17 protein-coding genes are annotated in these 19,968 nt (G+C 70.0%); 6 read left to right on the top strand and 11 right to left on the bottom strand.

Annotated features, from left to right (window positions below):
- Window positions 1-9: 9 nt before the first annotated feature.
- Window positions 10-2,625, bottom strand: a complete 2,616-nt coding sequence (locus MYSTI_RS05465) for an O-antigen ligase family protein (protein WP_015346709.1) — start codon at window positions 2,623-2,625, stop codon at window positions 10-12.
- A gap of 334 nt (window positions 2,626-2,959) precedes the next feature.
- Here MYSTI_RS05465 and MYSTI_RS05460 point away from each other — a divergent pair, with 334 nt between their 5' ends.
- Window positions 2,960-3,235 (top strand): hypothetical protein, encoded by a 276-nt coding sequence (locus tag MYSTI_RS05460; protein WP_015346708.1) that lies wholly within the window; start codon window positions 2,960-2,962, stop codon window positions 3,233-3,235.
- Window positions 3,236-3,265: 30 nt separating this feature from the next.
- Here the strand turns inward: MYSTI_RS05460 and MYSTI_RS05455 are convergent, their stop codons facing one another.
- From MYSTI_RS05455 to MYSTI_RS05430, 6 genes are all read right to left on the bottom strand, one after another.
- Window positions 3,266-4,441, bottom strand: a complete 1,176-nt coding sequence (locus MYSTI_RS05455) for an acyltransferase family protein (protein ID WP_015346707.1) — start codon at window positions 4,439-4,441, stop codon at window positions 3,266-3,268.
- Window positions 4,438-5,739 carry a UDP-glucose dehydrogenase family protein gene (locus MYSTI_RS05450; protein WP_015346706.1) on the bottom strand — a complete coding sequence of 434 codons (1,302 nt, stop codon included), beginning with the start codon at window positions 5,737-5,739 and terminating at the stop codon, window positions 4,438-4,440. The genes MYSTI_RS05455 and MYSTI_RS05450 overlap by 4 nt, the downstream gene beginning before the upstream one ends.
- A 101-nt stretch (window positions 5,740-5,840) precedes the next feature.
- Window positions 5,841-6,812 (bottom strand): nucleotidyltransferase family protein, encoded by a 972-nt coding sequence (locus tag MYSTI_RS05445; protein ID WP_015346705.1) that lies wholly within the window; start codon window positions 6,810-6,812, stop codon window positions 5,841-5,843.
- 130 nt (window positions 6,813-6,942) lie between these two features.
- Window positions 6,943-7,251 carry a hypothetical protein gene (locus tag MYSTI_RS05440; protein WP_015346704.1) on the bottom strand — a complete coding sequence of 103 codons (309 nt, stop codon included), beginning with the start codon at window positions 7,249-7,251 and terminating at the stop codon, window positions 6,943-6,945.
- Window positions 7,252-7,329: 78 nt separating this feature from the next.
- Complete coding sequence (locus MYSTI_RS05435) at window positions 7,330-8,352, bottom strand: nucleotidyltransferase family protein (protein WP_015346703.1); 1,023 nt, start codon at window positions 8,350-8,352, stop codon at window positions 7,330-7,332.
- Between the two features lie 3 nt (window positions 8,353-8,355).
- Window positions 8,356-9,840, bottom strand: coding sequence for an MraY family glycosyltransferase (locus tag MYSTI_RS05430; protein ID WP_015346702.1), 1,485 nt, complete (start codon window positions 9,838-9,840; stop codon window positions 8,356-8,358).
- Window positions 9,841-10,266: 426 nt separating this feature from the next.
- Between MYSTI_RS05430 and MYSTI_RS05425 the strand changes: the two genes are divergently transcribed.
- Genes MYSTI_RS05425 through MYSTI_RS05415 form a run of 3 tightly spaced genes read left to right on the top strand, consistent with a single transcriptional unit; the run spans window position 10,267 to window position 13,390 of the window.
- The gene (locus MYSTI_RS05425) at window positions 10,267-11,352 is read left to right on the top strand and encodes an acyltransferase family protein (RefSeq protein ID WP_015346701.1); all 1,086 of its coding nucleotides are present in this window, start codon (window positions 10,267-10,269) and stop codon (window positions 11,350-11,352) included.
- Window positions 11,349-12,314, top strand: coding sequence for a glycosyltransferase (locus MYSTI_RS40460; protein ID WP_015346700.1), 966 nt, complete (start codon window positions 11,349-11,351; stop codon window positions 12,312-12,314). Before MYSTI_RS05425 ends, MYSTI_RS40460 begins: the two co-directional genes overlap by 4 nt.
- Window positions 12,311-13,390, top strand: coding sequence for an acyltransferase family protein (locus MYSTI_RS05415; protein ID WP_015346699.1), 1,080 nt, complete (start codon window positions 12,311-12,313; stop codon window positions 13,388-13,390). Before MYSTI_RS40460 ends, MYSTI_RS05415 begins: the two co-directional genes overlap by 4 nt.
- Window positions 13,391-13,405: 15 nt before the next feature.
- Here the strand turns inward: MYSTI_RS05415 and MYSTI_RS05410 are convergent, their stop codons facing one another.
- The 4 genes from MYSTI_RS05410 to MYSTI_RS05395 form a co-directional block, all read right to left on the bottom strand.
- Window positions 13,406-14,377, bottom strand: coding sequence for an ROK family protein (locus tag MYSTI_RS05410; protein WP_233278177.1), 972 nt, complete (start codon window positions 14,375-14,377; stop codon window positions 13,406-13,408).
- Between the two features lie 149 nt (window positions 14,378-14,526).
- Window positions 14,527-15,465, bottom strand: coding sequence for a glycosyltransferase family 2 protein (locus MYSTI_RS05405; protein ID WP_015346697.1), 939 nt, complete (start codon window positions 15,463-15,465; stop codon window positions 14,527-14,529).
- A gap of 1 nt (window position 15,466) precedes the next feature.
- Entirely contained in the window at window positions 15,467-16,417 is a 951-nt protein-coding gene (locus tag MYSTI_RS05400) for a glycosyltransferase family 2 protein (protein WP_015346696.1), read from the bottom strand.
- A gap of 8 nt (window positions 16,418-16,425) precedes the next feature.
- Window positions 16,426-17,928: an oligosaccharide flippase family protein gene (locus tag MYSTI_RS05395; protein WP_015346695.1), complete on the bottom strand. Its 1,503-nt coding sequence runs from the start codon at window positions 17,926-17,928 to the stop codon at window positions 16,426-16,428.
- Between the two features lie 201 nt (window positions 17,929-18,129).
- On the opposite strand from MYSTI_RS05395, the gene MYSTI_RS05390 reads away from it, so the two are divergent.
- Together MYSTI_RS05390 and MYSTI_RS05385 are read left to right on the top strand one after the other, a co-directional pair.
- Window positions 18,130-18,798: a class I SAM-dependent methyltransferase gene (locus MYSTI_RS05390; RefSeq protein ID WP_015346694.1), complete on the top strand. Its 669-nt coding sequence runs from the start codon at window positions 18,130-18,132 to the stop codon at window positions 18,796-18,798.
- A 3-nt stretch (window positions 18,799-18,801) separates the two neighbouring features.
- Window positions 18,802-19,941: a glycosyltransferase family 4 protein gene (locus MYSTI_RS05385; protein WP_015346693.1), complete on the top strand. Its 1,140-nt coding sequence runs from the start codon at window positions 18,802-18,804 to the stop codon at window positions 19,939-19,941.
- The last annotated feature ends 27 nt before the right edge of the window (window positions 19,942-19,968 follow it).

Here is a 19,968-nt window from a genome sequence, read left to right as displayed (position 1 = left end):
CGCGCGGGCTCACGGCTCGACGGCGGGCTCCCGCGAGTCCCCCAGCAAGTGCTCCAGCTCCTGCGCCTTCGGGTCGTCCAGGAGCTCCTTGCGGCGCGTCTCCACCCGGGACCGCTCGGCGGACTCCAGCCGCGTCACCCAGGCGCGCGCGGGCTCTCGCGCCTCGGGAGGCAGCAGCTCCAGGCCCTCGCGCACGGAGCGCGCCGCGGCGTCATAGCGACGCAGTGTCTCCTGCAACCGGGCTACCGCGAAGTACGCGTCCGAGCTGGGCACCAGCCGAGCCGCCGTCTGGCGCCGCTCCACCGCGCGCGAGAGGAGGCCCTCGCGCTCGAGCGCCTCCGCCTCCATCGACAGCATCCGCGCCCGCTGCTGGTAGTCGGAGAGGAGTCCGCCCACCGCGTGGAGCGTCTCGCGAGCCCGCCGCGTCAGCCCCGCCTCCAACTGCCAGGAGGCCAGGGTGAAGGCCAGCTCCACGTTCATGGGGTTCCGGGACCGGAGTGCCTCGACGGCCCGCAGCGCGGCCTCGCCCTCCCCGCGGCCCTTCAGCACCTCGGCGCGCAGCAGCACCGTGTCCAGCCGCTCCGGCTCCAGGCGCTCCACCTGGACACAGGCCCCTTCCGCTTCCGGCAGCTCCTTGCGCAGCAGACGCAGCCGCGCCTCGCGCTTCCACAGCCCCACCACTCCCGGGCGGCCCTCGAAGTGCGCCCGCGCCCAGCCGTTGTAGTCCAGCGCCAGCGGCTGTCGTCCCAGCACGTTGCTCAGCGCGTCCACCAGGTGGCCCGCGAGCTCCGGCGAGTCCGGCGTCATCGCCACCAGGTCCTCCACCGAGCGGGCCTGGCGCACGGCCTCGCCGCGCAACACCCCCAGGTCTCCCGCCTCGTTCGCGAGCCGGTACTCCAGGAAGCCTTGGGAGCGGCGCCCCAGCGCGAGCAACGCCTGCGCGGCCACGCGATGCGACACGGCGTCCCGAGGAGCCAGCGTCAGCGCGCGGTTGATGAACGCCAGCGCCTCGGCCGCGCCCTCCCCCCCGCCCCGCGCCACGTGGGCGGAGGCCACCATCCGGTACAGCAGGTAATCCGACGGATGCCGGTCGATGAGCTCCAGCCCTCGCGCCCGCACCATGTCGAGGGGCGCGCGCTCCCGGACCAGCGTCGCCAGCTCCGCCTCCGCGTCCGCCAGCCGATGCCTCCCAGGCACCAGCGCCACCAGCCCCAGGGCCGTCAGCGCCATGCCGGCGCAAAGCAACCCCCAGGACGGCGTGAGGCAGACCGGGCCCCCGGCCTCCTTGCCCCGCTCCCGAGGCCGCACCACCGCGCCCAGCACCACCAGCACCGCCACCGCGCACGCAGGCAGCTCCAGGCTGAAGTCGAAGAGGTTGTGCAGCCCCAGCGCCGCCACGCCCGCCAGCGAGGCTCCCTCCAGCGCGTCCAGGCCCTCCCGACGCAGCAGGCCGATGAAGGCCCAGAGGGCCACGGCCAGGAGCAACAGCCCCGGCACGCCCAGCTCCGCCACCACCTGCAGCACCGCGTTCTCCGGGTGCGTGAGCGTGTTGGGGTTGGGCTCGGACTGGTAGCGGGGGAAGACCGCCTCGAAGGCACCCCGTCCCATGCCCAGCACCGGGAAGGCGCTGGCGGCTCGCGCCATCATGGGCCAGAGCGCCACCTTGGACTGACTCAGCTTCTCCAGGCTGTCCGCGGAGCGCGCCTCGACCCAGAGGGCCTCCGTCACCGCGTAGGTCCCCACGGCCAGCACCGCCAGCAACCCCAGGAGCGCGGCCGTGCTCCGAGACCCGCCGAGCAGACTCCGGCCCGCCTCCTCACGGCGCTGACGCGAGAGCCACAGCACCAGCATCGCCTGGCCGAAGACGAAGAAGGCGATGCCGCCTCGGGACAGCGACAGCACCACGCCCAGGCCGCTCGCCCCCGCCGCCAGCGCGAAGGGCAGCGCCCTGGAGCGAGGCCGCGTGGTGAGCGCCAGCCCCACGCCCACCGTGGACGCCAGGCCCAGGAAGCCCGCGAGGTGATTGGGATTGGCGAAGAACGTCATCAGCGGAGGCCGCGCGTGCTCCCACGCCTTGAGCCCCAGGAGCGAGGAGACGCCCAGGAGCGAATGCCCCAGGCCCACCAGCACCACCGCCGCGCCCGTGAAGACCAGGACCGCGAGCAGCCGCCGCCTCCGCTCCCTCGACCGGCACACCTGGACGGCGGCGAGGAACGTCAGCAGGTAGGCCAGGTGCTTGGACAACTCGCGCCACGTGGCGGACGGCTCCAGCGACACCGGCCGGGCCCGCGTGAGCCCCAAGGGCTCCAGCGCGAACTCCCGCAGCGAGGCGGCCTCCGGACTCAGCACCCGCAGCACACCCGCCGGCAGCGGCACCAACTGCACCGCGCACAGCGCCGCGCCCACCCCCAACGGAAGCGCCAGCAGCGGGAAGCGCAAGGACTGCCCCTGCCGCCGCGCGCCGACGCCCGCGAGCACCGCTGCCACGCCCGCCAGCACCATCAGCGGCCAGGACAGCCAACGGGCCGCGCCACCGAGCGCCAACGGACACACGACGACGAGAGCGGCCAAGGCCACTTCGGCGAACCGGGTGTACCGCGAGCTGCTGCGATGCGTGGGAGGCATTCGAAGGCGCGGAAGTATGACACGGGCCTTGAAACACTCTCCTTTCTGGCTCGCGGCCCTCGCCCGACAGCAGACAGGGCCACCAGGCGAGTGTGAACCAGGGTCAACCGATACGCCCCCCAAGCCATACCCATATCAGGCCAAACCCGTCTTTCGCGGGCTCGCGCACGGCCCGCACCCGTCCGGTGCCGGAACCTTCCCCTCCCTGGAGCGCCGCGTCGAGGCGTCCCCACCGTCAACCCAGGCAGGCGGGCCCCCCAGGGCATCCGCTCATTCACGCCCGGGCCCGGACTTGGCTTGCATCCGGAGGACCTTCTGGCATGTTCGCCGACCCATGCGCCGCTTCTTCCTCGCCACCGCCCTCCTCTGCGCCACCCTGTCCGGACTCACCGGCTGCAAGGGAGCCTGCCGCGAGCTGTCAGAGAAGTTGTGCGACTGCGCCATCAACTCGGTGGAGAAGGAGCTGTGCATCCAGCGCGCGGCTCGCGAAGAGAACAACGTGGAGCCCACGCCCGAGGACGAGGCCGTCTGCGAGGCGAAGCTCGACGGCTGCGACTGCCGGAAGATCGAGACCGCCGAGGGCAAGCAGGAGTGCGGCATCTCCCGCTAGCACCGCCTCTCGACTGAACGCGGGGCCTCCTCAGGCCCCTGGCGCCACGGGACGTGCGGGCGCCGCCCCTTCCCCGTCCACCCAGGGCTGAAGCAGCTTGCGCACCCGCGAGCGCAGCGGCGTCTCCACGAAGTGGTGCGTCAACAGCGATGCGGGGATGACCCAGAGCAGCACCAGCCCCAGCTTCCCCAGCGGCGTGGCCAGGCCCACCCACGGGGCGACCTTCGCCACCGCCTCCCCCACGGGGAACTGCAGCAGGTACAGCGCGTAGCTGGCCGCGCCCAGCCGGACGACGACGGGCCGGGACAAGGCCCAGCCCAGCCACCCACCGCCCCGCGCCAGCCCGTACACGAGCAGCCCCGACGCGGGCGCGAGCAGCCCGTTGTGCATCAGCGGATAGGGAATCCGCTCCCCCGCGGCTCCCACCGCCATGAGCAGCGCGGCGCCGAGCAAGGCCAGCACGACGCCCGAGCCCTTCTGCGTCCCCTCCGCGCGCTCGCGCACGAACCACCACCCCAGCACCACCCCGAAGAGGAACTCCGGCAGGCGCGCCACGGGCGTGAACTTCATCAACGCCAACCACGTGCCCCAGGAATGGACATCCACCGTGGCCAGGCCATCCGGCCGCAGCACCAGATAGAGCACCGGCGGCGTGAGCCCGAGCGCCCACAGCCCCACCAGCACGCCCGGCACCCAGGAAGGACGCAGGCGCGGCAGCCAGCGCGCCAGCCGGGGGAAGAGCGCGTAGAAGAACGCCTCCACCGCCACGGACCAGCCCGGGGGATTCCAGTACAGCGCCAGCCGAGGCACCCACGCCTGCACCAGCGCGAGCGTCGCCACCGCCGCCACCGCGAGCTTCATCGCGGCCACCTTCCAGCCGTTCTCCCCCACCGACGCGAGCATCACGGGCGGCGAGGACAGCAGGAAGGTCAGCAGATAGACGGGATAGACGCGGGCCACGCGGGCCGCGAGGAACGCACGCGTCCCCGTCTCCATGCGCCCGTCCGTGTCCAGGTAGTTCCAGGCGAGGACAAAGCCAGACAGGACGAAGAAGACACCCACCGCGGAGTAGCCCGAGCCCACCAGGCTCCGCAGCCACTCCGGCGCCGGGTCCAGGACCGGGCGCGCGAAGTGGAACAGCACGACATGCAGGGCCGCGAAGAAGCGCAGCCCCGTCAGCGCATCGAGTGAACCGCCTTGGCTCACCGGCGGCCGATGCCGAAGTACGTGAAGCCCAGCTCGCGCATGCGCACCGGGTCGAACACGTTGCGCCCGTCGAAGATGACCGGCGACTTCATCAGGCCCTTCATGCGCTCGAAGTCCGGGTGACGGAACTCGTTCCACTCCGTCACCACGAAGAGCGCGTCCACGCCCTCCAGCGCCTCGTAGGGGACGCTGGCGTAGCGGATGCGGTCGCCGAAGACGCGCTTGGCCGAGTGCGTGGCCACCGGGTCGTGCGCCACCACCGTCGCGCCCTTGCCGATGAGGCCCTCGATGACGTCGATGGACGGCGCCTCGCGCATGTCGTCCGTCTTCGGCTTGAAGGCCAGGCCCCACACGCCGAACTTCTTGCCCTCGAGCGAGCCGCCGAAGTGCTTGGTCGCCTTGTTCACCAGGAGCTTCTTCTGCCGCTCATTGGTGCGCTCCACGGCGCGCAGCAGGTCCAACTCCAGGCCGAACTCGCGCGCGGTGGCGCCCAGCGCCTTCACGTCCTTGGGGAAGCACGAGCCGCCGTAGCCCACACCCGGGAACAGGAACGGGTAGCCGATGCGCCGGTCCGAGCCCAGGCCCTTGCGCACGAAGTCCACGTCCGCGCCCACCTTCTCGCAGAGCGCGGAGATGTCGTTCATGAACGAGATGCGCGTGGCCAGCATCGCGTTGGCCGCGTACTTCGTCAGCTCCGCCGAGCGCGTGTCCATGAACAGCACCGGGTTCTCCGTGCGCACGAAGGGGGCGTACAGCTCGCCCATCACCTTGCGCCCCCGCTCGGAGTCCACGCCGATGACGACGCGGTCCGGCTTGAGGAAGTCGTCCAGCGCGGCGCCTTCCTTGAGGAACTCCGGGTTGGAGACGACGTCGAACTCGATGCTCGTCACCTTGCGGATGGCCTCGCGCACCTTGTCGGCGGTTCCCACCGGCACGGTGCTCTTGTCCACGACGACCGTGTACTGCTTCATCGCCTTGCCGATCTGCTCGGCGGCGGCCAGCACGTACTGGAGGTCGGCGTCGCCGCTCTCACCCTCGGGCGTGCCCACGGCGATGAAGACGACGTGCGCGTTGGAGACGGCCTCGGGCAAGTCCCGCGTGAAGAACAGGCGCTTCTCCCGCACGTTCTTCTTGATGAGCTCCTCGAGACCCGGCTCGTAGATGGGCACCTCGCCCGCCTGGAGCATGCGAATCTTCCGCTCGTCGATATCCACGCACGTGACGTCGTTGCCCGAGTCCGCGAAGCAGGTGCCCGCGACCAGGCCGACGTAGCCCGTTCCGATGATGGCAATACGCATTGAAGGAGTCCCAGTGTGGCGGTGTCTTGGCTGGAACTCATACGCCGGGACGCGCTCGGAAAGAAAGCCCGTCCCAGGGCTGGCCGGGCAACCGGCCGGGCCTACTGTCCAGTGAGCAGACGACGCACTCTTTCCAAGCCCCTGAGAGCGGACGTCTGGCCGGGGGTGCTGATTGGACCCACCACCGTACGGTCCAGAAGTTCACGGGTGGCTCGGCGCAGCGGGGGCAGCGCGGCGGTGGCCTCGGCGGCGGCCTCCGGGAAGAGGCGGGCGACGATGGACAGCGACGTGTAGAGAGCGCGCTCCACACGCCACTCCGCGGCGCGGGCAAGCAACGCCGGGATGTCGAGCGGGCGGGAGTACACGCCTCCCATCCACTTCGCCCCCGTGACGAGCTCGCGCAGGTCGATGAAGGACAGCCAGGGTACGTCATACCCCTGACGCGCGTGCTCCAGGCAGACGAGCAGGACGGAGTCCTCCAGGTCCGCGCGGAACAAGGAGGGCCCGTAGACCTTCATGGGCTTCGCGCGGTCGATGATGCCCAGGGCCTGCTCGCGGCGCTGGGGGCCGAGGATGTCCGAGTAGAGGGAGACGGAAGTGCGGCCGTCGGTGACCACCTTGGTGGCGCCGCTGTGGGCCGGGACGGAGTCGGGGCGGAACTCGTGGTTGGAGAGGAAGCCGGCGAAGCCGTCCACGTCCATGCGGCGCATGAGGAGCTGGAGCTCCAGCACGGGGCGGAAGCCGATGTGCGGGTAGAGCGCCTCGGCGAAGGCGGCGGAGCCCATGAGGACGAGCTTGCGGCCCTGGAGCTCGTCGACGACCTGCTTGAAGTTGACGAGCTTCATCACGTTGTCGTTGACGGAGCCCTGGTAGACGGCGAGCAGCCGGTCCCTCGCCCACTCGGGGGCGGCGGTGGGGCCCAGGCGGTACTCGAGGTTGTAGGCCGCCAGCGGCGCCAGCCCCTGGGCGATGGCCCAGTCGACGTACTCGTCCCAGGGCGCGCCCTTGAGGGCACCTCGCGGAGGGTCGAACGAGGCGAGGACGCGGAAGGTGTCGAGCAGGCTGAGCGGCATGGTGGCCCCCTTTAACGGGCCCACCGCATGCCCTGCAATCACTGCCTGAGTTCCCCCCAGTGGCGGCCACCGGACAGTGCCCGGCCCCTGGGGGTGACTCGGGCCCGAGGACCCCGAGCGCGCCCGGCCCTCAGAGGGAGAGGTCCCTCATCCACCGGGCAATCAGCCATCCCCACTCCACGCGGATGGCGGCCATCAGCATCAGGTACGGGACGATGGACAAGAGGCAGGTGAAGAACCACAGGAACCCCAGGAGCTGCAGGCGCCATCTTCGAATGGGCCCTACCGCGAAGAGACATCGGACCAGTTCATCGCGGTTCCGGGGAAATCGCCCGAAGATGGCGCTCCCCTGCATGAACCTGCCGCCCAGGAAAGCGGTCAGCACGCTCAGCCCGACCCCAGTCCCCGTCACCCCTGAGAACAGCTCTTCGAGCATCATCGCCCTGCGCTCCATCCCGTGCGTCGCGAGGACCCTACCCTGGAGCCGGGGCGGCTTCATCACCCGGTGGTGCGCGGCTCACCGGAGTCTCCTGGCCGCGGTCTCCAGGCGCCGGAGCGCATACCGCGCCATGGCGACGGGCCTGGGCGCCAGCAGCAGCTTCGCCGCGACCCATGCGGGTTTGCTGTTCACCAGCTCCGCGTCCACCAACCGCGGCTCCGTGAAGAAGCGCTCCGCCAGGATTCGCTGCCACGGGGGTGGCGCGAGCGCGGACAGCACGGCGTCCGGAACCGCGGCCCCCAGCCTCCGCCGCGCGGCGTCCCACGCGTACCAGGCCAGCTGAGGCAGCTCCGTGCCGCGAGCCGCCTCGACCACCCGGGTCCAATCCAGCGCGTGCTCGGCGAGCAGCTTCAAGTCGAAGAGCCACGCCATCCGCTGCAGGAGGTGATTGCTGGCGTGCAGGGCCAGGTACACGGCCTCGTCCTCGGGGCGCAGCCACTTCACCCGGCGGCCCTCGAGCTCCCCCACCACCGCGCGCTCCACCAGCGCATCCCCCTCCAGCGCCTGCCCCCAGCCCGCGAGCGCGCGGAAGTGCAGCTCGACCAGGCCCGCGGGCCCCTCCAGCTCGACGTGGTGTGAGTCGGCCTCCGCGTGGCGCCCATCGCGCGAGGGGCGGACACTCAGCCCCAATCCGGAGAGGGCTCGCGTCGCGGTGGGCACGTCCCGGCGAGACACCAACAGGTCCACGTCGCGCGTCGCCCGCTGGAGCGGGTCCGGGTACAGCCTCCGCGCCAGCCCATAGCCCTTGAGCAGCACGGGCACCACGCGCTCGGAGGCCAGTACGTCCAGGCTCCGCAGCAGCAGCGCCTTCACCTGGAGCGCGCGAGCCGCGCCCGTGAGGGACTCGCGGCGCAGCAGCGCGCTCGACTCGGGAGGGAGCTCCCAGCCCGCCTGCCCCACCGCGTGGGCGACGAATCCCGCGAGGCCGTGGCGCACGGCCGCGCGCACGAACTCAGCCGCCGCGGCGCCTTCGGGAGCAGGCGCTTCCGGCGGCGAGGGCCAGGAGCGCAGCAGGTCCACGAGGGCATGCGAGCCCGCCACGCCTCATCGCCTCAGCATGACGACCCGCGAGGGGTCCGCGTCCGCGTGCGCGAAGAGCCGCGCGGAGCGCTCGGCCACCGCGTCCGCGACCAACTCCAGCGCCAGCTCCTCATCGCGGCTGGTGGCGTTGCGCCCGTTGGCCCACGCCAGCGACAGCGCCCCAATCACCGCGTCCCCATCCTTCACATCGAGCCGCAGGTCGAAGGAGACCGGGCTGCCCGCGGCGCGCTGGGTCTCGAAGACGATGCCCTCGGTGAGCTCGTTGCGGACGTGCTGGAAGCGAAGCTCGAGCCTCGACACGTCCAGGCCCTCGGCCAGGGCGCGGACCGAGGTCCAGACCTCCTGCACGGACTTCGCGGCGCGGACCGACGCGGAGACCTCCTTCACCAGCGAGCGCAGCCGGATGTTGCGCTGACGGGTCTGCTGCATGTCCCCCGCGCGCGCGAGGTCCAGGTAGCCCAGCTTGCGCATGAGCACGACGATGACCACGCCCATGCCGCTGAGCAGCAGGGCGCTCTGCACGCTGTTGGCGAAGTTCAGCCCCAGCGCCGTCAGCGTGAAGAGTCCGCACAGGCCATAGAGCACCAGCACGGTGGAGCGGTGGCTGAGCACCATGCGGCTCATGATGCGGTGATGGATGTGCTCCTTGTCCGCGCTGAACAGCGGGCGGCCCAGGAGCGAGCGGCGCACCACGGCGAGCAGCGTGTCCATGATGGGCAGGCCCAGCGCCATGACGGGCACGAGCATGGCCACGGCCGTGCCGCTCTTGGTGCTCGTCTTGATGGACACCGCGGCGAGCACGAAGCCCAGGAACATGCTGCCCGTGTCCCCCATGAAGATGGAGGCCGGGTTGAAGTTGAAGACGAGGAACCCGAGGATGGCGCCCGCGAGCGCCGCCATCAGCAGGCACAAGAGGATGTCTCCCCGCGCGAGCGCGAGGATGAAGTTGGTGCTGACGCCGAAGAAGGCGACGCCGCCCGCGAGCCCGTCCAGGCCATCAATCAGGTTGAGCGCGTTGACGACGCCCACCATCCAGAACACGGTGAACGGCAGGCCGAGCACGCCCAGGGACAGCTCCGGGCCGAAGGGATTGGCGATGACCTCGATGCGGAAGCCGAGGGCGTAGAGGCCCAGCGCGACGAGGAACTGCACGCCGAACTTGAGGCGGGCATTGGCGCCGCGCAGGTCGTCGTAGAGCCCGAGCGCCGCGATGGCCGCGCCGCCGAGGAACAGGCCGTAGACGAGCTCCGTGTGGAGGCGGAAGTGATGCCCGACGCCGGAGTCCACGAGGAACAGCGCGCACAGGGGCGCGAAGAAGCCCGCGACGATGCCGATGCCGCCGAGCCTGGGGATGGGCCGGACGTGGACCTTTCGACTGGAGTCGACCGGGTCCATCCACCCCCAGGCGCGGGCCCAATTGCGCACGAAGTACGTGAGCGTCAGGGCCACCGCGAGGGAGAGCAGGAATGCGACGAAGAACGTGATCATCGAGTTGTGCCGCGCCGCCCATGGTGGGGGCGGGCGTCACGGCGCGTCAATGCATGTCCTTATGCGACACAAGAGCGTGCGTCCGAGATGACCCGCCCATCCACCGACGTCACGGATTCGATGCACATCTCCGCTCCACGACGTGCGAGGCAACACCAGACCTCCACGCGGGTCTCCCCTGTAAGGTTCCCAGCCGATTGGAAAAGGGAGCCTGCGACCAGGCCCTTCTCTGTCCGCTGTTGACGCCTTCGCGACGGGGGACACAATGCGCCTCCTGTTCGTCCCCATGCGTCTCCGGTTCCGCGACACCCAACGAGTCCGTCATCCATCCTGTCGCGCTGCCCGAAGCACCTCGATGCCGAGAGGCAGCGACTGCTCGCTTTCGGATGGTGGAGCCGTTCGTTGACGCACGCTCCTGAACGAAGAATGGATGGGCTGGACCTCCTGCGCGCCATCGCCATCCTGGGCGTGCTGGTCTTCCATGCGCCCAAGGCCGTCCATGACGCGGTGCCCTTCACGCTCCGAGCCGCGTTCGCGCATGGGTGGATGGGCGTGGACCTCTTCTTCGTCCTCTCGGGCTACCTCATCGGTCGGCAGGTCTTCGCGCCGGAGACGGACGCGCCGCTGGGCTCGCAGCTGCGCACCTTCTGGATGAAGCGCTGGATGCGCACCCTGCCGCTCTACTTCGTGGTGCTCGCGCTCTACGCGCTCAAGCCCTGGGTGGTGGGCACACCCTTCCTGGGGGGAGGCTGGCACTACGCGCTGTTCCTCCAGAACTTCTCGCTGCCGCGCGACTTCGTGCAGAGCTGGTCCCTGTGCGTGGAGGAGCACTTCTACGTGGTGCTGCCCCTGCTCGCCTTCGCGTTGGGCGGGCGTCGCTGGCCCGCGTGGGCCTGGCTGGTGCCCGTGGGAGTGAGCGTCCTCGCCCGCGCCTTCTACGTCCGCGACCTTCCGCCGGGCGAGCACCTGTCGACCTTCCCCGAGTTCGTGGCGTGGTCCACGGAGCAGCATCTGGACGGACTCGCCATCGGGGTGTTCCTGGCGCGGACCGCGCCTGTCTGGAGACAGTGGCCCCGCCCCTGGCGCACCGCCTGCGGCATCGCGGGAGGAATCCTGTTGATGGTCGCGGTGGGCTGGCATGGCGCGCTCGTGACGACCACGGGCCATGTCTGGATATTCAGTGCGCTCGCGGCCGGCTTCGGCGCGGTGCTGGTGGGAGTCGAGACGCTGCGGCTTCCTTCGTGGCTTCGCTGGGGCATCTACCCGACGGCGCTGCTCTCCTATGGCGCCTATCTGTGGCATGGGCTGGTGGTCCGGGTCCTCGAGCGCCTGGACGTGAGGCTGGGCGCGTGGGGACTGGACCTCCTCGCGTTCCTGGCGCTCACGCTGGGCGTCTCGTGGGTGACGTATGTCACGGTGGAGAAGCCCTTCCTCAAGCTCCGGGATGTGCTGCTCGCCCGAAAGGATGACGTGCGCGGTACCGTGCGAGCCGGCATGGAGACACAACGATGAGCCAGTCTGGCGTGACCTTGGTCATCCCCACGTACAACGGCGCGCGGCGTGTCGAGGCACCGCTGCAGGCGTTGCTCGCGCAGCAGGCGCCGAGTGACTGCTTCGAGGTCGTCGTCGTGGACAACAACTCCACGGACGGCACCTCGCGCGTGGTCGAGGAGAGCCCGTCCGTCGCGGCTCTGCGTCAGCGCGGCGTCGAGGTCCGGGTCGTGTCGGAGACCCGGCAGGGGCTCCTCTTCGCGCGGCTGTGTGGCATCCAGAGCGCGCGTCGGGACGTCGTGTGCTTCCTCGACGATGACAACGTCCCCGAGCCGAACTTCGTCGCCGATGGGCTGGTGCACTTCCAGGACGAGCACGTGGGTGTCGTCGTGTCGCGGCTGTACCCGCGCTATGAGACGCCGCCTCCGCCGAGCATCTCCCGGCGGGAGCACCTGCTCGCCATCAACCACCGGCTGGGGGATGCGCCCATCGACTTCGGCGCGGCGGCGACGATCGCCCCCACCATTGGCGCGGGGTTGTGGCTGCGCCGCGCCGCGTTCCTGGATGCCGTGCCGTGGCGAACGCCGGAGCAGCTCATGCCGGACCGGCTGGGCGAGCAGCTCTTGAGTGGGGGGGACATCGAGTTCGGCTTCCTGCTGGGCAAGGCAGGACATCGGCGTGTCTATTCGCCCTCGCTGAAGGTGTGGCACCTCATCCCCCGCTCCCGTTTCGAGACCCGGTATTTCCTCCGGCTCATCGTGGGTGTGGTGCGCAGCGAGAAGACGCTCGAGGCGCGCTACCTGGGCCGCAAGTCCGCGGGCGTCGGTCGGGTGAAGAACTGGGCACGGCTGTTGGGCGCGGGGCTCGCGAGTCCCGCGCTGGCGCTTCGCGGAGACGCGGTGCGGGAGATTCTCTTCGTCCTGGCGAGCCGCTGGGCCCAGGTGCAAGGGCCGTATTCACAGCTCCACGAGCCCCGGTCATGACCCTCTCGTCCCGCCCGACGCTGCGTGAATGCATGGAGGGCCGGAGCAACAACCTGGACTTCCTGCGCTTCGCGGCGGCCTCGGGCGTCATCGTCAGCCACGCGTTTCCGTTGGGCGAGGGACCGAAGGAGGGCACGGAGCCCCTGACGGTCTTCACCCATGGACAGGTGAGTCTGGGGATTGTCTGCGTCGCGGTGTTCCTGGTCATCAGCGGGGTCCTCATCTCGCGAAGCTGGGAGCGCGGCCAGGAGGCCCGTGGGTTCGTCCAGGCCCGGACGCTGCGCATCTTCCCGGGGCTCGCGGTGTCGCTGCTGCTGACGGCCTTCGGGCTCGGGGCGGCGTTCACCACCTTGCCGTTGCGGGACTACTTCTCGTCCGCGGAGACGTACACGTTCGTCTTGCGCAACCTCACGCTCGTCGAGCCGCAATGGGCGTTGCCCGGGGTGTTCCCGTCGAATGTGTATGCGAGTGCCGTCAACGGCTCGCTGTGGACGTTGAAGTACGAGGTGGGCTTCTACCTGGTCGTGCTGGGATTGGGGTTGGCGAAGCTGCTCCGGAAGGACCTGGCGCTCGTGGGGTGGTGCCTCACGGCGGGGGTGTCGTTCCTCCACATCGGCCGTCTGGGGTTCTGGCCCGAGCTGGGGCTCTACTTCGGAGGCGGGATGGTGCTCTACCTCTGGAGGGACCGGGTGAGGATGAGCCCGTGGCTCGCCCTGGCCTGTGTGGCCCTCCTGACGGGCACGGCGATGGCGGGGACCGGGCTGAAGGTGGCCATGGGCTCCTGCGGGGCGTACCTCGTGCTGTACCTCGCGTTCATCCCGAGCCGGCTCGCGCACTTCGGACGCCATGGGGACTTCTCCTATGGCGTCTACATCTATGCCTTTCCCGTGCAGCAGGCCGTCACGGCGCTGGTGGGTGGCCCCATGCCGTGGTGGCAGAACGCGCTGCTCTCGTTTCCTCCCACGCTGCTCCTGGGATTCCTGTCGTGGAGGTACGTCGAGCGCCTGGCCCTTCGCATGAAGCGGCGGCCCGAGGCGGCCCCGAAGCTCGCCACCGTCTCTGCTCCCGCGCCCTGACCGTCTCAATCCCTCTCAGTGCAAGGGAGGCTCCGCCAGGAGTGCGGCGCCGATGGCGCCAGACAATTCTCCGAGCTGCGCCAACACCACCGGTGGCTGACGCTCCGGGACGAAGATGTGCGGACGCATTGCTTCATGGATGCGCTCCGCATACTCGACGCCCAGCCGTGTCCCCAATCCTCCGCCCAGGATGATGGCGTCCACGTCCAGCAGGTTGATGGCGGACGAAAGCCCGACTCCCATCATCAACACCGCCTTGTCGATGAGCCGGGTCGCCACGGCATCCTGCTCATCCAGCGCCTTCTTCCAGATGCTGCTCGTCAGCCGGGTCCGGCCCTTCTTCTTCATCCACTCGAGCAGCATCGTCTTCTCGCCCCGCTTCACCGCCTTGCGTGCCTTGAGTTCCAGGCACCCTCGGCCCGCATAGGCCTCCATGCAGCCACGGCGTCCGCAGCCACAGCGCGAGCCTCCGGGCTTCACCACCACATGGCCAACCTCTCCCGCGGCGCCGCGCCCTCGCCACGGAATCCCATCCAACACCAACCCGCCGCCCACCCCTGTTCCCCACCACACGCCCAGCACCGAGCGATAGGGCATCCCCGCTCCCAGCCGGTACTCCGCCGTCACAGCGACCTGCACGTCATTGCCCAGCACCACCGGGCCATGCACCAGGTCCGCGAGCGCCCCCGCGAGGGGATAGGGCTCCGTCCATCCCTTGCCCACGTTGCTCACCCGCGCGAGCGTTCCCGTGTTGCTGTCCACCGAGCCCGGAGCCCCCACGCCCACTCCCGCGAGCCGACGAGGCGCCAGCCCCGCGGACCGCGAGGCATCCTCCAGGGCCTCATAGATGGCTCGCACCACCTCCTTCGGCCCACCCGCCGGCGTGGGATGCCGCGCATTCCCCAGCGGCCTCCCCTCCGCGTCGACGACCACCGCTTCAATCTTCGTCCCGCCCAGGTCGACGCCTCCCCAAGCACTTCCCTTCATCTCGGACGACCGCATCCCGCGACTGGACTCTCCCCCTCGACGAGCTTCGTCCATCCCGTGCCTCCGGCAGCGCGTGCAGACTTCCCCTGGGAGGAAGATGCACAGCACCCCGCGAGACACAGGAGCCCGCCTGATACACGGACAAGGAGTCAGGCCCGCGATGAGCCCGGCTGGTTTCGGTGAACGCTCTGGAGCAGCCCTCGCACGGCCATCTTCGGCAGGAACCCGAGCAGGTACCGCCAGCGAGGAACCTCCAGATGATACGGCAGGCTCCGTCGATACAAGTCCAGCGCGAGGTCCATCCGGCCGTGGTCCACCATCACGTGTGAGACGTGCCGGCTCGCATACAGCAGCATCTGCAACCGCTCGCGCCTCCGCTCCGTCCCACCCGGGTAGCGCGACAAGCGCTCCTGCATCAACTGGTACGCCATCCCCCGGTGGGCCGACTCCAGCATCGTGGACTCGGAGCCCTCGTGCTTCCGGTAGCCCACCGCGAGCGGCGCACGCACCCAGGCAAACCCAGGCTCGGTCCCCAGCCGGTACAGCAAATCGTAGTCCTCGGCGACGATGCGCAACGGCGTGAAGCCCTCCACGCGCCGCAGCGCCTCCGTCCTCACCGCCAGGACACACGCCGTGCGCGGCGTCGTGTCCCCCGCGCTCGCCAGATAGTCCCGGAAGGGCACCACGTTCAGGGGCTCTCGCGCCACCCGCGCCAGCTCGTCCTCCTTCTGGAACGTCACCGACGAGCCCATCACCACCGCGGGCATCCCCTGCTCTCGCAACACCTGCCGGTACACCGCGAGCGTCCACGGGAACCACAGGTCATCGCTGTCCAGGAACACCACGTACTCGCCCCGGGCCTCCTGGATGCCCAGGTTGCGCGCCGCGCCCGGGCCCGCGTTGGCCTGCTGGAGCACTCGCACCTTCTCGCCGAGCCGCCCCAGCACCTCCAGCGTGTCGTCCGAGGAGCCGTCATCCACGACGAGCACCTCGTAATCCCGCTCCTCCTGCGCGAACACCGACGCGAGCGTCCGCTCCAACAGCCGCGCCCGGTTGTACGTCGGGATGACGACCGAGAAGAACGGCATGTCAGACCCGCGCCCGCAGGCCCATCTCGGAGATGCGCAGGAACGTGGAGAGCTGCCTGCGGAACTCCGGCAGCGCCATCCGCCCTCGCAACAACGTCTGCGTCAGCACCATCGAGTTGTACGGCAACGTCCCCACCAGGATGGCGCGCAGCATCCACTCCTGCAGCCGGCCATGGTGCTTGCGGAAGTACGCCACCCGCGTGCGCCACAACTCCACCCGCACCTTGTCCGGCCCTGTCGCGGAAGGACGGAACGAGCGGCTCGACAGGTGCGTAATCACCGCCTCCGGGCAGAACGCCACCTCCCAGCCCGCCTTCCACGCCCGCACACACCAGTCCGTGTCTTCCGTGTTCCCCAACGGCGACATCGCCTCGTCGAGCAGCCCCACCTCCGCCAGCGTCTCATCCCGCACGACGATGCAGGCACCCAGCACCCAGTTCACCCGGGCCTCCTCATGCCCGTACTGCGCCGGGTCGATCTCCATCTGCTTCAGGAAGTGCAGCGGGCGCGGCAGGAAGACCAGGTCGAACAACTGCCCCGACAAGGACATGGGGCGGAAGGTGCAGTTCTGCACCGTGCCATCCGCGTTCAACAGCCGCGCCCCCGCCATCCCCACGCGCGGGTTCTCATCCATGAAGCGCACGAGCGCGTCGAACGCGCCCTCGTGCACGATGGTGTCGTCGTTGAAGATGCAGATGTAGCGCCCGTGCGCCTGCCTCAGCACCTGGTTGTGATTGGCCGAGAATCCCTTGCGCTCCGTGTTGAACAACCAGCGCACCTGCGGGAAGTCGCGGCGCATCGCCTCCACGCCTCGCCCATCCGTCGCGTTGTCCACCACCCACACCTCGAAGGTGCAGTCCCGCGTCGTCGCGAACAGCGTGCGCAGGCAGTCGTGCAGCAGCTCGGGGTTGCTGTGATTGACAATGGAGATGATCAGGTCTGCCTTCGCCATCGAATGCCTCACATCCCTGTTGTGGCGGCTCGCCGCGAACGGACGAACGCCAGGATGTCGCGCAGCACGCCCAGGAGCGACAGCGTCCCGGGAACCCGCTCGCGAACCAGCAGCAACAACGTGAACACCCCCACCCCCGCCACCCAGCGCACCAGCGCGCCTTCCATCACCCACGCCTCCACCGCCACGAAGGTCCCCGCCAGCAACAACCCCACGAAGACCACGGGCTCCACCACCTGGAACACCAACCCGCGCAGCGCCGGGTTCAGCCGGGACACCAGCCACGCCGTCACCCACACCTCCGCCAGCGAGACCGTCACCCCCATGGGCCCGATGCCCGCCAGCCCGAAGCGGTGGATGGCCCACGTCCCCAGGCCCCACTTCGCCACGCCCACGCCCACCACCACCACCAGCCGCTCCCAGGGCCGACCTCCCGCGTTCTGCGCCGTCGCGAGCAGCCCCGTCAGCGTGACGAGCAGGCACTCCAGGCTGAACCACTGCACCAGCGGCACCGCCGCGCTCCACCGGTCCCCGAAGAACAGCGGCACCACCACCGGCATCCCCATCACCGCCACCGGGAGCGCCAGGAGCAGCACCGTGGACAGCCGCCGCAGCGAGGTCGCCAGGTACTCCGCGAACCCCGCCGGGTCATCCTGCAAGCGGCAGTAGGCGGGGAACGCCACGCGGTTGAGCACCGCGCTCAACATCATCGGCGTGGAGGCCAGCGCCCAGGCCCAGTTCACCAGGCCCACGCTCTCCTTGCCCAGCACGTGCCCCACCACCAGCGGCACCCACCCCGCCACCAGCGCCGCCACCAGCGGCGGGAGCTGGAACGCCAACCCGAAGCCCAGCAGGCGCCGCAACACCTCCAGCCGGAACACCCCGCGCGGACGCCAGGGCGACGCCCACCAGATGCACACGAGGCCCACGACGCCTCGGACCAGCGCGCCCAGGGCCAGCGCCCACGCGCCCATCCCCGCCCAGGCGAACGCCAGCGTGCAGGCCACCTGCGCCAGGTTCTCCACCAGCTCCGCGCGGGCGATCGCCGGGAAGGCCAGCTTCCGCTCCAGCGCCATCAGCGGAATCACTCGCAACGAGGACAGGAACAGCCCCAGCGCCAGCGCACACACCATGGGCACCGCGCCAGGACCCAGCGCGTACCCTTCCGTGAGCCGCGGAGCCAACGCACACACCGCCGCGACGATGACGGCCGTGAGCGCCTGGTGGCACCAGAAGATGGTGAAGGTCTCGTCCTGCGTGGGCTCGTGCGGCTGGCGCACCAGCGCCGCGCTCAGGCCCAGGTCGCCCAGGAACACGCCCAGGGAGGCCGCGTACGAGACAATTCCAAACAGGCCATAGTCGGACGGGAACAACAGACGGGAGAGCACCAGGGCGCTCACGACGCGCAGCCCTTGCGAGGCCAGCGTGCGCGCCACCAGCACGATCATGCCCTTCAGGGCACGGGCCCTCACCTCACCGGTGTCCACCTCGGGTGCCGCGGTCGCGTTCATCGCAAGAGTGAGGCCCGCTCCCGGCCTCCGCTCGCGCTCCAGCGCGCGAAAGGTGGCCGGATGGTACGAGGCCCACCCCGGCCTCACAAGCAACGAGAGCAGCGCACCGCGTCCCACCAGCCGCCAGGGCTCGGCTGTTCGCTCGCCCCTTCACCACGAAGGTTGCTCCTCACGGAGCCGCGAGGCTACGGTCCGTCGGCCATGTCACCGAGCCAGACCCTCCTCCAGTTCCTCAAGCGCGAGGTGCTCGTCGACGAGCACGAAGTCTTCCACCGCACCTTGCGAGAAGCCCTGGTCGGCTCCTGCGACAGCGTGCTCGACATCGGCTGTGGGTCGGGCTCGCCCCTTCGCCACATCTCCCAGCACTTCTCCCGCTCGGTGGGCGTGGATGGGTATTCGGTGAGCATCGAGCGCAGCCGCGCCGCGGGCATCCATCAGGAGTACCACTGCATGGACCTGCTCGAGGCGGGCAAGCACTTCGCCCCCAAGAGCTTCGACGCCGTCGTCGCGCTGGACGTCATCGAGCACTTCGAGAAGCCCCAGGGCTACCAGTTGCTGGAGATGATGGAATCCCTCGCGCGCAAGCGCGTGGTCATCTTCACGCCCAATGGCTTTCTTCCCCAGGATGAGTGGGACAACAACGTCCACCAGGTCCACCGCTCGGGTTGGGAGGTCTATGACTTCGAGCTGCGAGGCTATCGCGTCAAGGGAATGAGCGGCTGGAAGCCCTTGCGTGGGGACTTCGCGCACCCGCGCATCAAGCCCGCGCGCCTGGGCAGCCGGCTGTCCATCCTCACCGAGCCCTTCGCCACGCGCTTCCCCCAGCACGCCTTCCAGCTCCTCGCCGTCCGCGACATGGAAGCCTCCTGAGCCGTGGGGGACTCGCCTCGCTCCTGGCACCTGCTCACCGGTGAGTATCCTCCCCAGCCGGGCGGCGTCAGCGACTACACCCGGCTCGTCGCACAGGCGCTCGCACGCGAGGGGCAGGAGGTCCATGTCTGGACTCCGGGCGAGCCAGGCACCTTCGAGGAGCACGGTGTCACCGTCCACCGTGCGCCCGGCCTCTTCCTGCCGCTGGGCTTGCGCTGGCTGTCGCGCGAGCTGAACCGCTGCCGCGCGCCGCGCAGGCTGCTGCTCCAGTACGTTCCCCACGCCTTCGGGATGAAGGCGATGAACGTGCCCTTCTGCACGTGGTTCGCCTCGCGCCGCCAGGATGAGCGCTGGGTCTTCTTCCACGAAATCGTCTACCCCTGGAGTCTGTCCGCCAGACCTCGGCACCAGGTGCTCGCGGGTGTCACGCGCGTGATGGCGCGACTGGCAGGCGGCGCGGCGGACCGCGCCTTCGTGTCCATCCCCTCGTGGGCGGAGCACCTCCCCTCGCCCATCCGCCAGCGCGCGGAGTGGCGGCCCGTGCCCAGCACGCTCCCCACTTCGGTGCCCGCGCAGGCGCTCGCGACCGTGCGCGCGGCGCTGGGCACGGGGCCGTGGCTCGGCCACTTCGGGACGTACGGCTCCGCCCTCCGCGCGCCGCTCGAAGCGGCCTTGGTTCCGCTGCTGGACAAGGACTCCAAGCGCCAGGTGCTGCTGCTCGGGCGCGGCAGCCAGCCGTTCGCGGAGGAGGTGGGGACTCGTCATCCGGGGCTGCGCTCTCGCCTCCACTCGCGCGACTCGCTCGCCCCCGAGGAGCTGGTGGCCCACCTCGCGGCCATGGACCTCCTGGTGCAGCCGTATCCCGATGGCGTGAGCACCCGCCGCACGACGGCCATGGCGGGGCTCGCGCTGGGACTGCCGCTCGTCACCCAGACGGGGCACCTCACGGAGCCCTTGTGGAAGAACTCGGGCGCGGTCGCCCTCGCGGATGGGAGCACGCCTCGCGCGCTCATCGACACCGCCGAGCGGCTCCTCTCGCGCCCCGAGGAGCTCGCCGCGCTGGGGGCTCGCGCGGCCCAGGTCTATCGCGAACGCTTCGCGCTGGAGCGCACGGTGGAGACACTGCTGCGGCCATCGCCGTGAGCCCCACCTCATCTCGGAGCCTTCCTT

The sequence above is a fragment of the Myxococcus stipitatus DSM 14675 genome (genome assembly GCF_000331735.1).
In the GTDB taxonomy this organism is placed as follows: Bacteria; Myxococcota; Myxococcia; order Myxococcales; family Myxococcaceae; genus Myxococcus; species Myxococcus stipitatus.
Note: the sequence above shows the minus strand (reverse complement) of the source record. Positions and strands in the feature narration are given on the sequence as shown.

Excerpts from the sequence above, each read along its gene's own strand:
- MYSTI_RS05425 (WP_015346701.1), top strand. The coding sequence starts at position 10,267 with ATGGATGGGCTGGACCTCCTGCGCGCCATCGCCATCCTGGGCGTGCTG.
- MYSTI_RS05415 (WP_015346699.1), top strand. The coding sequence starts at position 12,311 with ATGACCCTCTCGTCCCGCCCGACGCTGCGTGAATGCATGGAGGGCCGG.
- MYSTI_RS05445 (WP_015346705.1), bottom strand. The coding sequence starts at position 6,812 with ATGCCGCTCAGCCTGCTCGACACCTTCCGCGTCCTCGCCTCGTTCGAC.
- MYSTI_RS05440 (WP_015346704.1), bottom strand. The coding sequence starts at position 7,251 with ATGATGCTCGAAGAGCTGTTCTCAGGGGTGACGGGGACTGGGGTCGGG.
- MYSTI_RS05430 (WP_015346702.1), bottom strand. The coding sequence starts at position 9,840 with ATGATCACGTTCTTCGTCGCATTCCTGCTCTCCCTCGCGGTGGCCCTG.
- MYSTI_RS05410 (WP_233278177.1), bottom strand. The coding sequence starts at position 14,377 with ATGAAGGGAAGTGCTTGGGGAGGCGTCGACCTGGGCGGGACGAAGATT.
- MYSTI_RS05460 (WP_015346708.1), top strand. The coding sequence starts at position 2,960 with ATGCGCCGCTTCTTCCTCGCCACCGCCCTCCTCTGCGCCACCCTGTCC.
- MYSTI_RS05450 (WP_015346706.1), bottom strand. The coding sequence starts at position 5,739 with ATGCGTATTGCCATCATCGGAACGGGCTACGTCGGCCTGGTCGCGGGC.
- MYSTI_RS05390 (WP_015346694.1), top strand. The coding sequence starts at position 18,130 with ATGTCACCGAGCCAGACCCTCCTCCAGTTCCTCAAGCGCGAGGTGCTC.
- MYSTI_RS05400 (WP_015346696.1), bottom strand. The coding sequence starts at position 16,417 with ATGGCGAAGGCAGACCTGATCATCTCCATTGTCAATCACAGCAACCCC.
- MYSTI_RS40460 (WP_015346700.1), top strand. The coding sequence starts at position 11,349 with ATGAGCCAGTCTGGCGTGACCTTGGTCATCCCCACGTACAACGGCGCG.
- MYSTI_RS05395 (WP_015346695.1), bottom strand. The coding sequence starts at position 17,928 with ATGAACGCGACCGCGGCACCCGAGGTGGACACCGGTGAGGTGAGGGCC.
- MYSTI_RS05405 (WP_015346697.1), bottom strand. The coding sequence starts at position 15,465 with ATGCCGTTCTTCTCGGTCGTCATCCCGACGTACAACCGGGCGCGGCTG.
- MYSTI_RS05465 (WP_015346709.1), bottom strand. The coding sequence starts at position 2,625 with ATGCCTCCCACGCATCGCAGCAGCTCGCGGTACACCCGGTTCGCCGAA.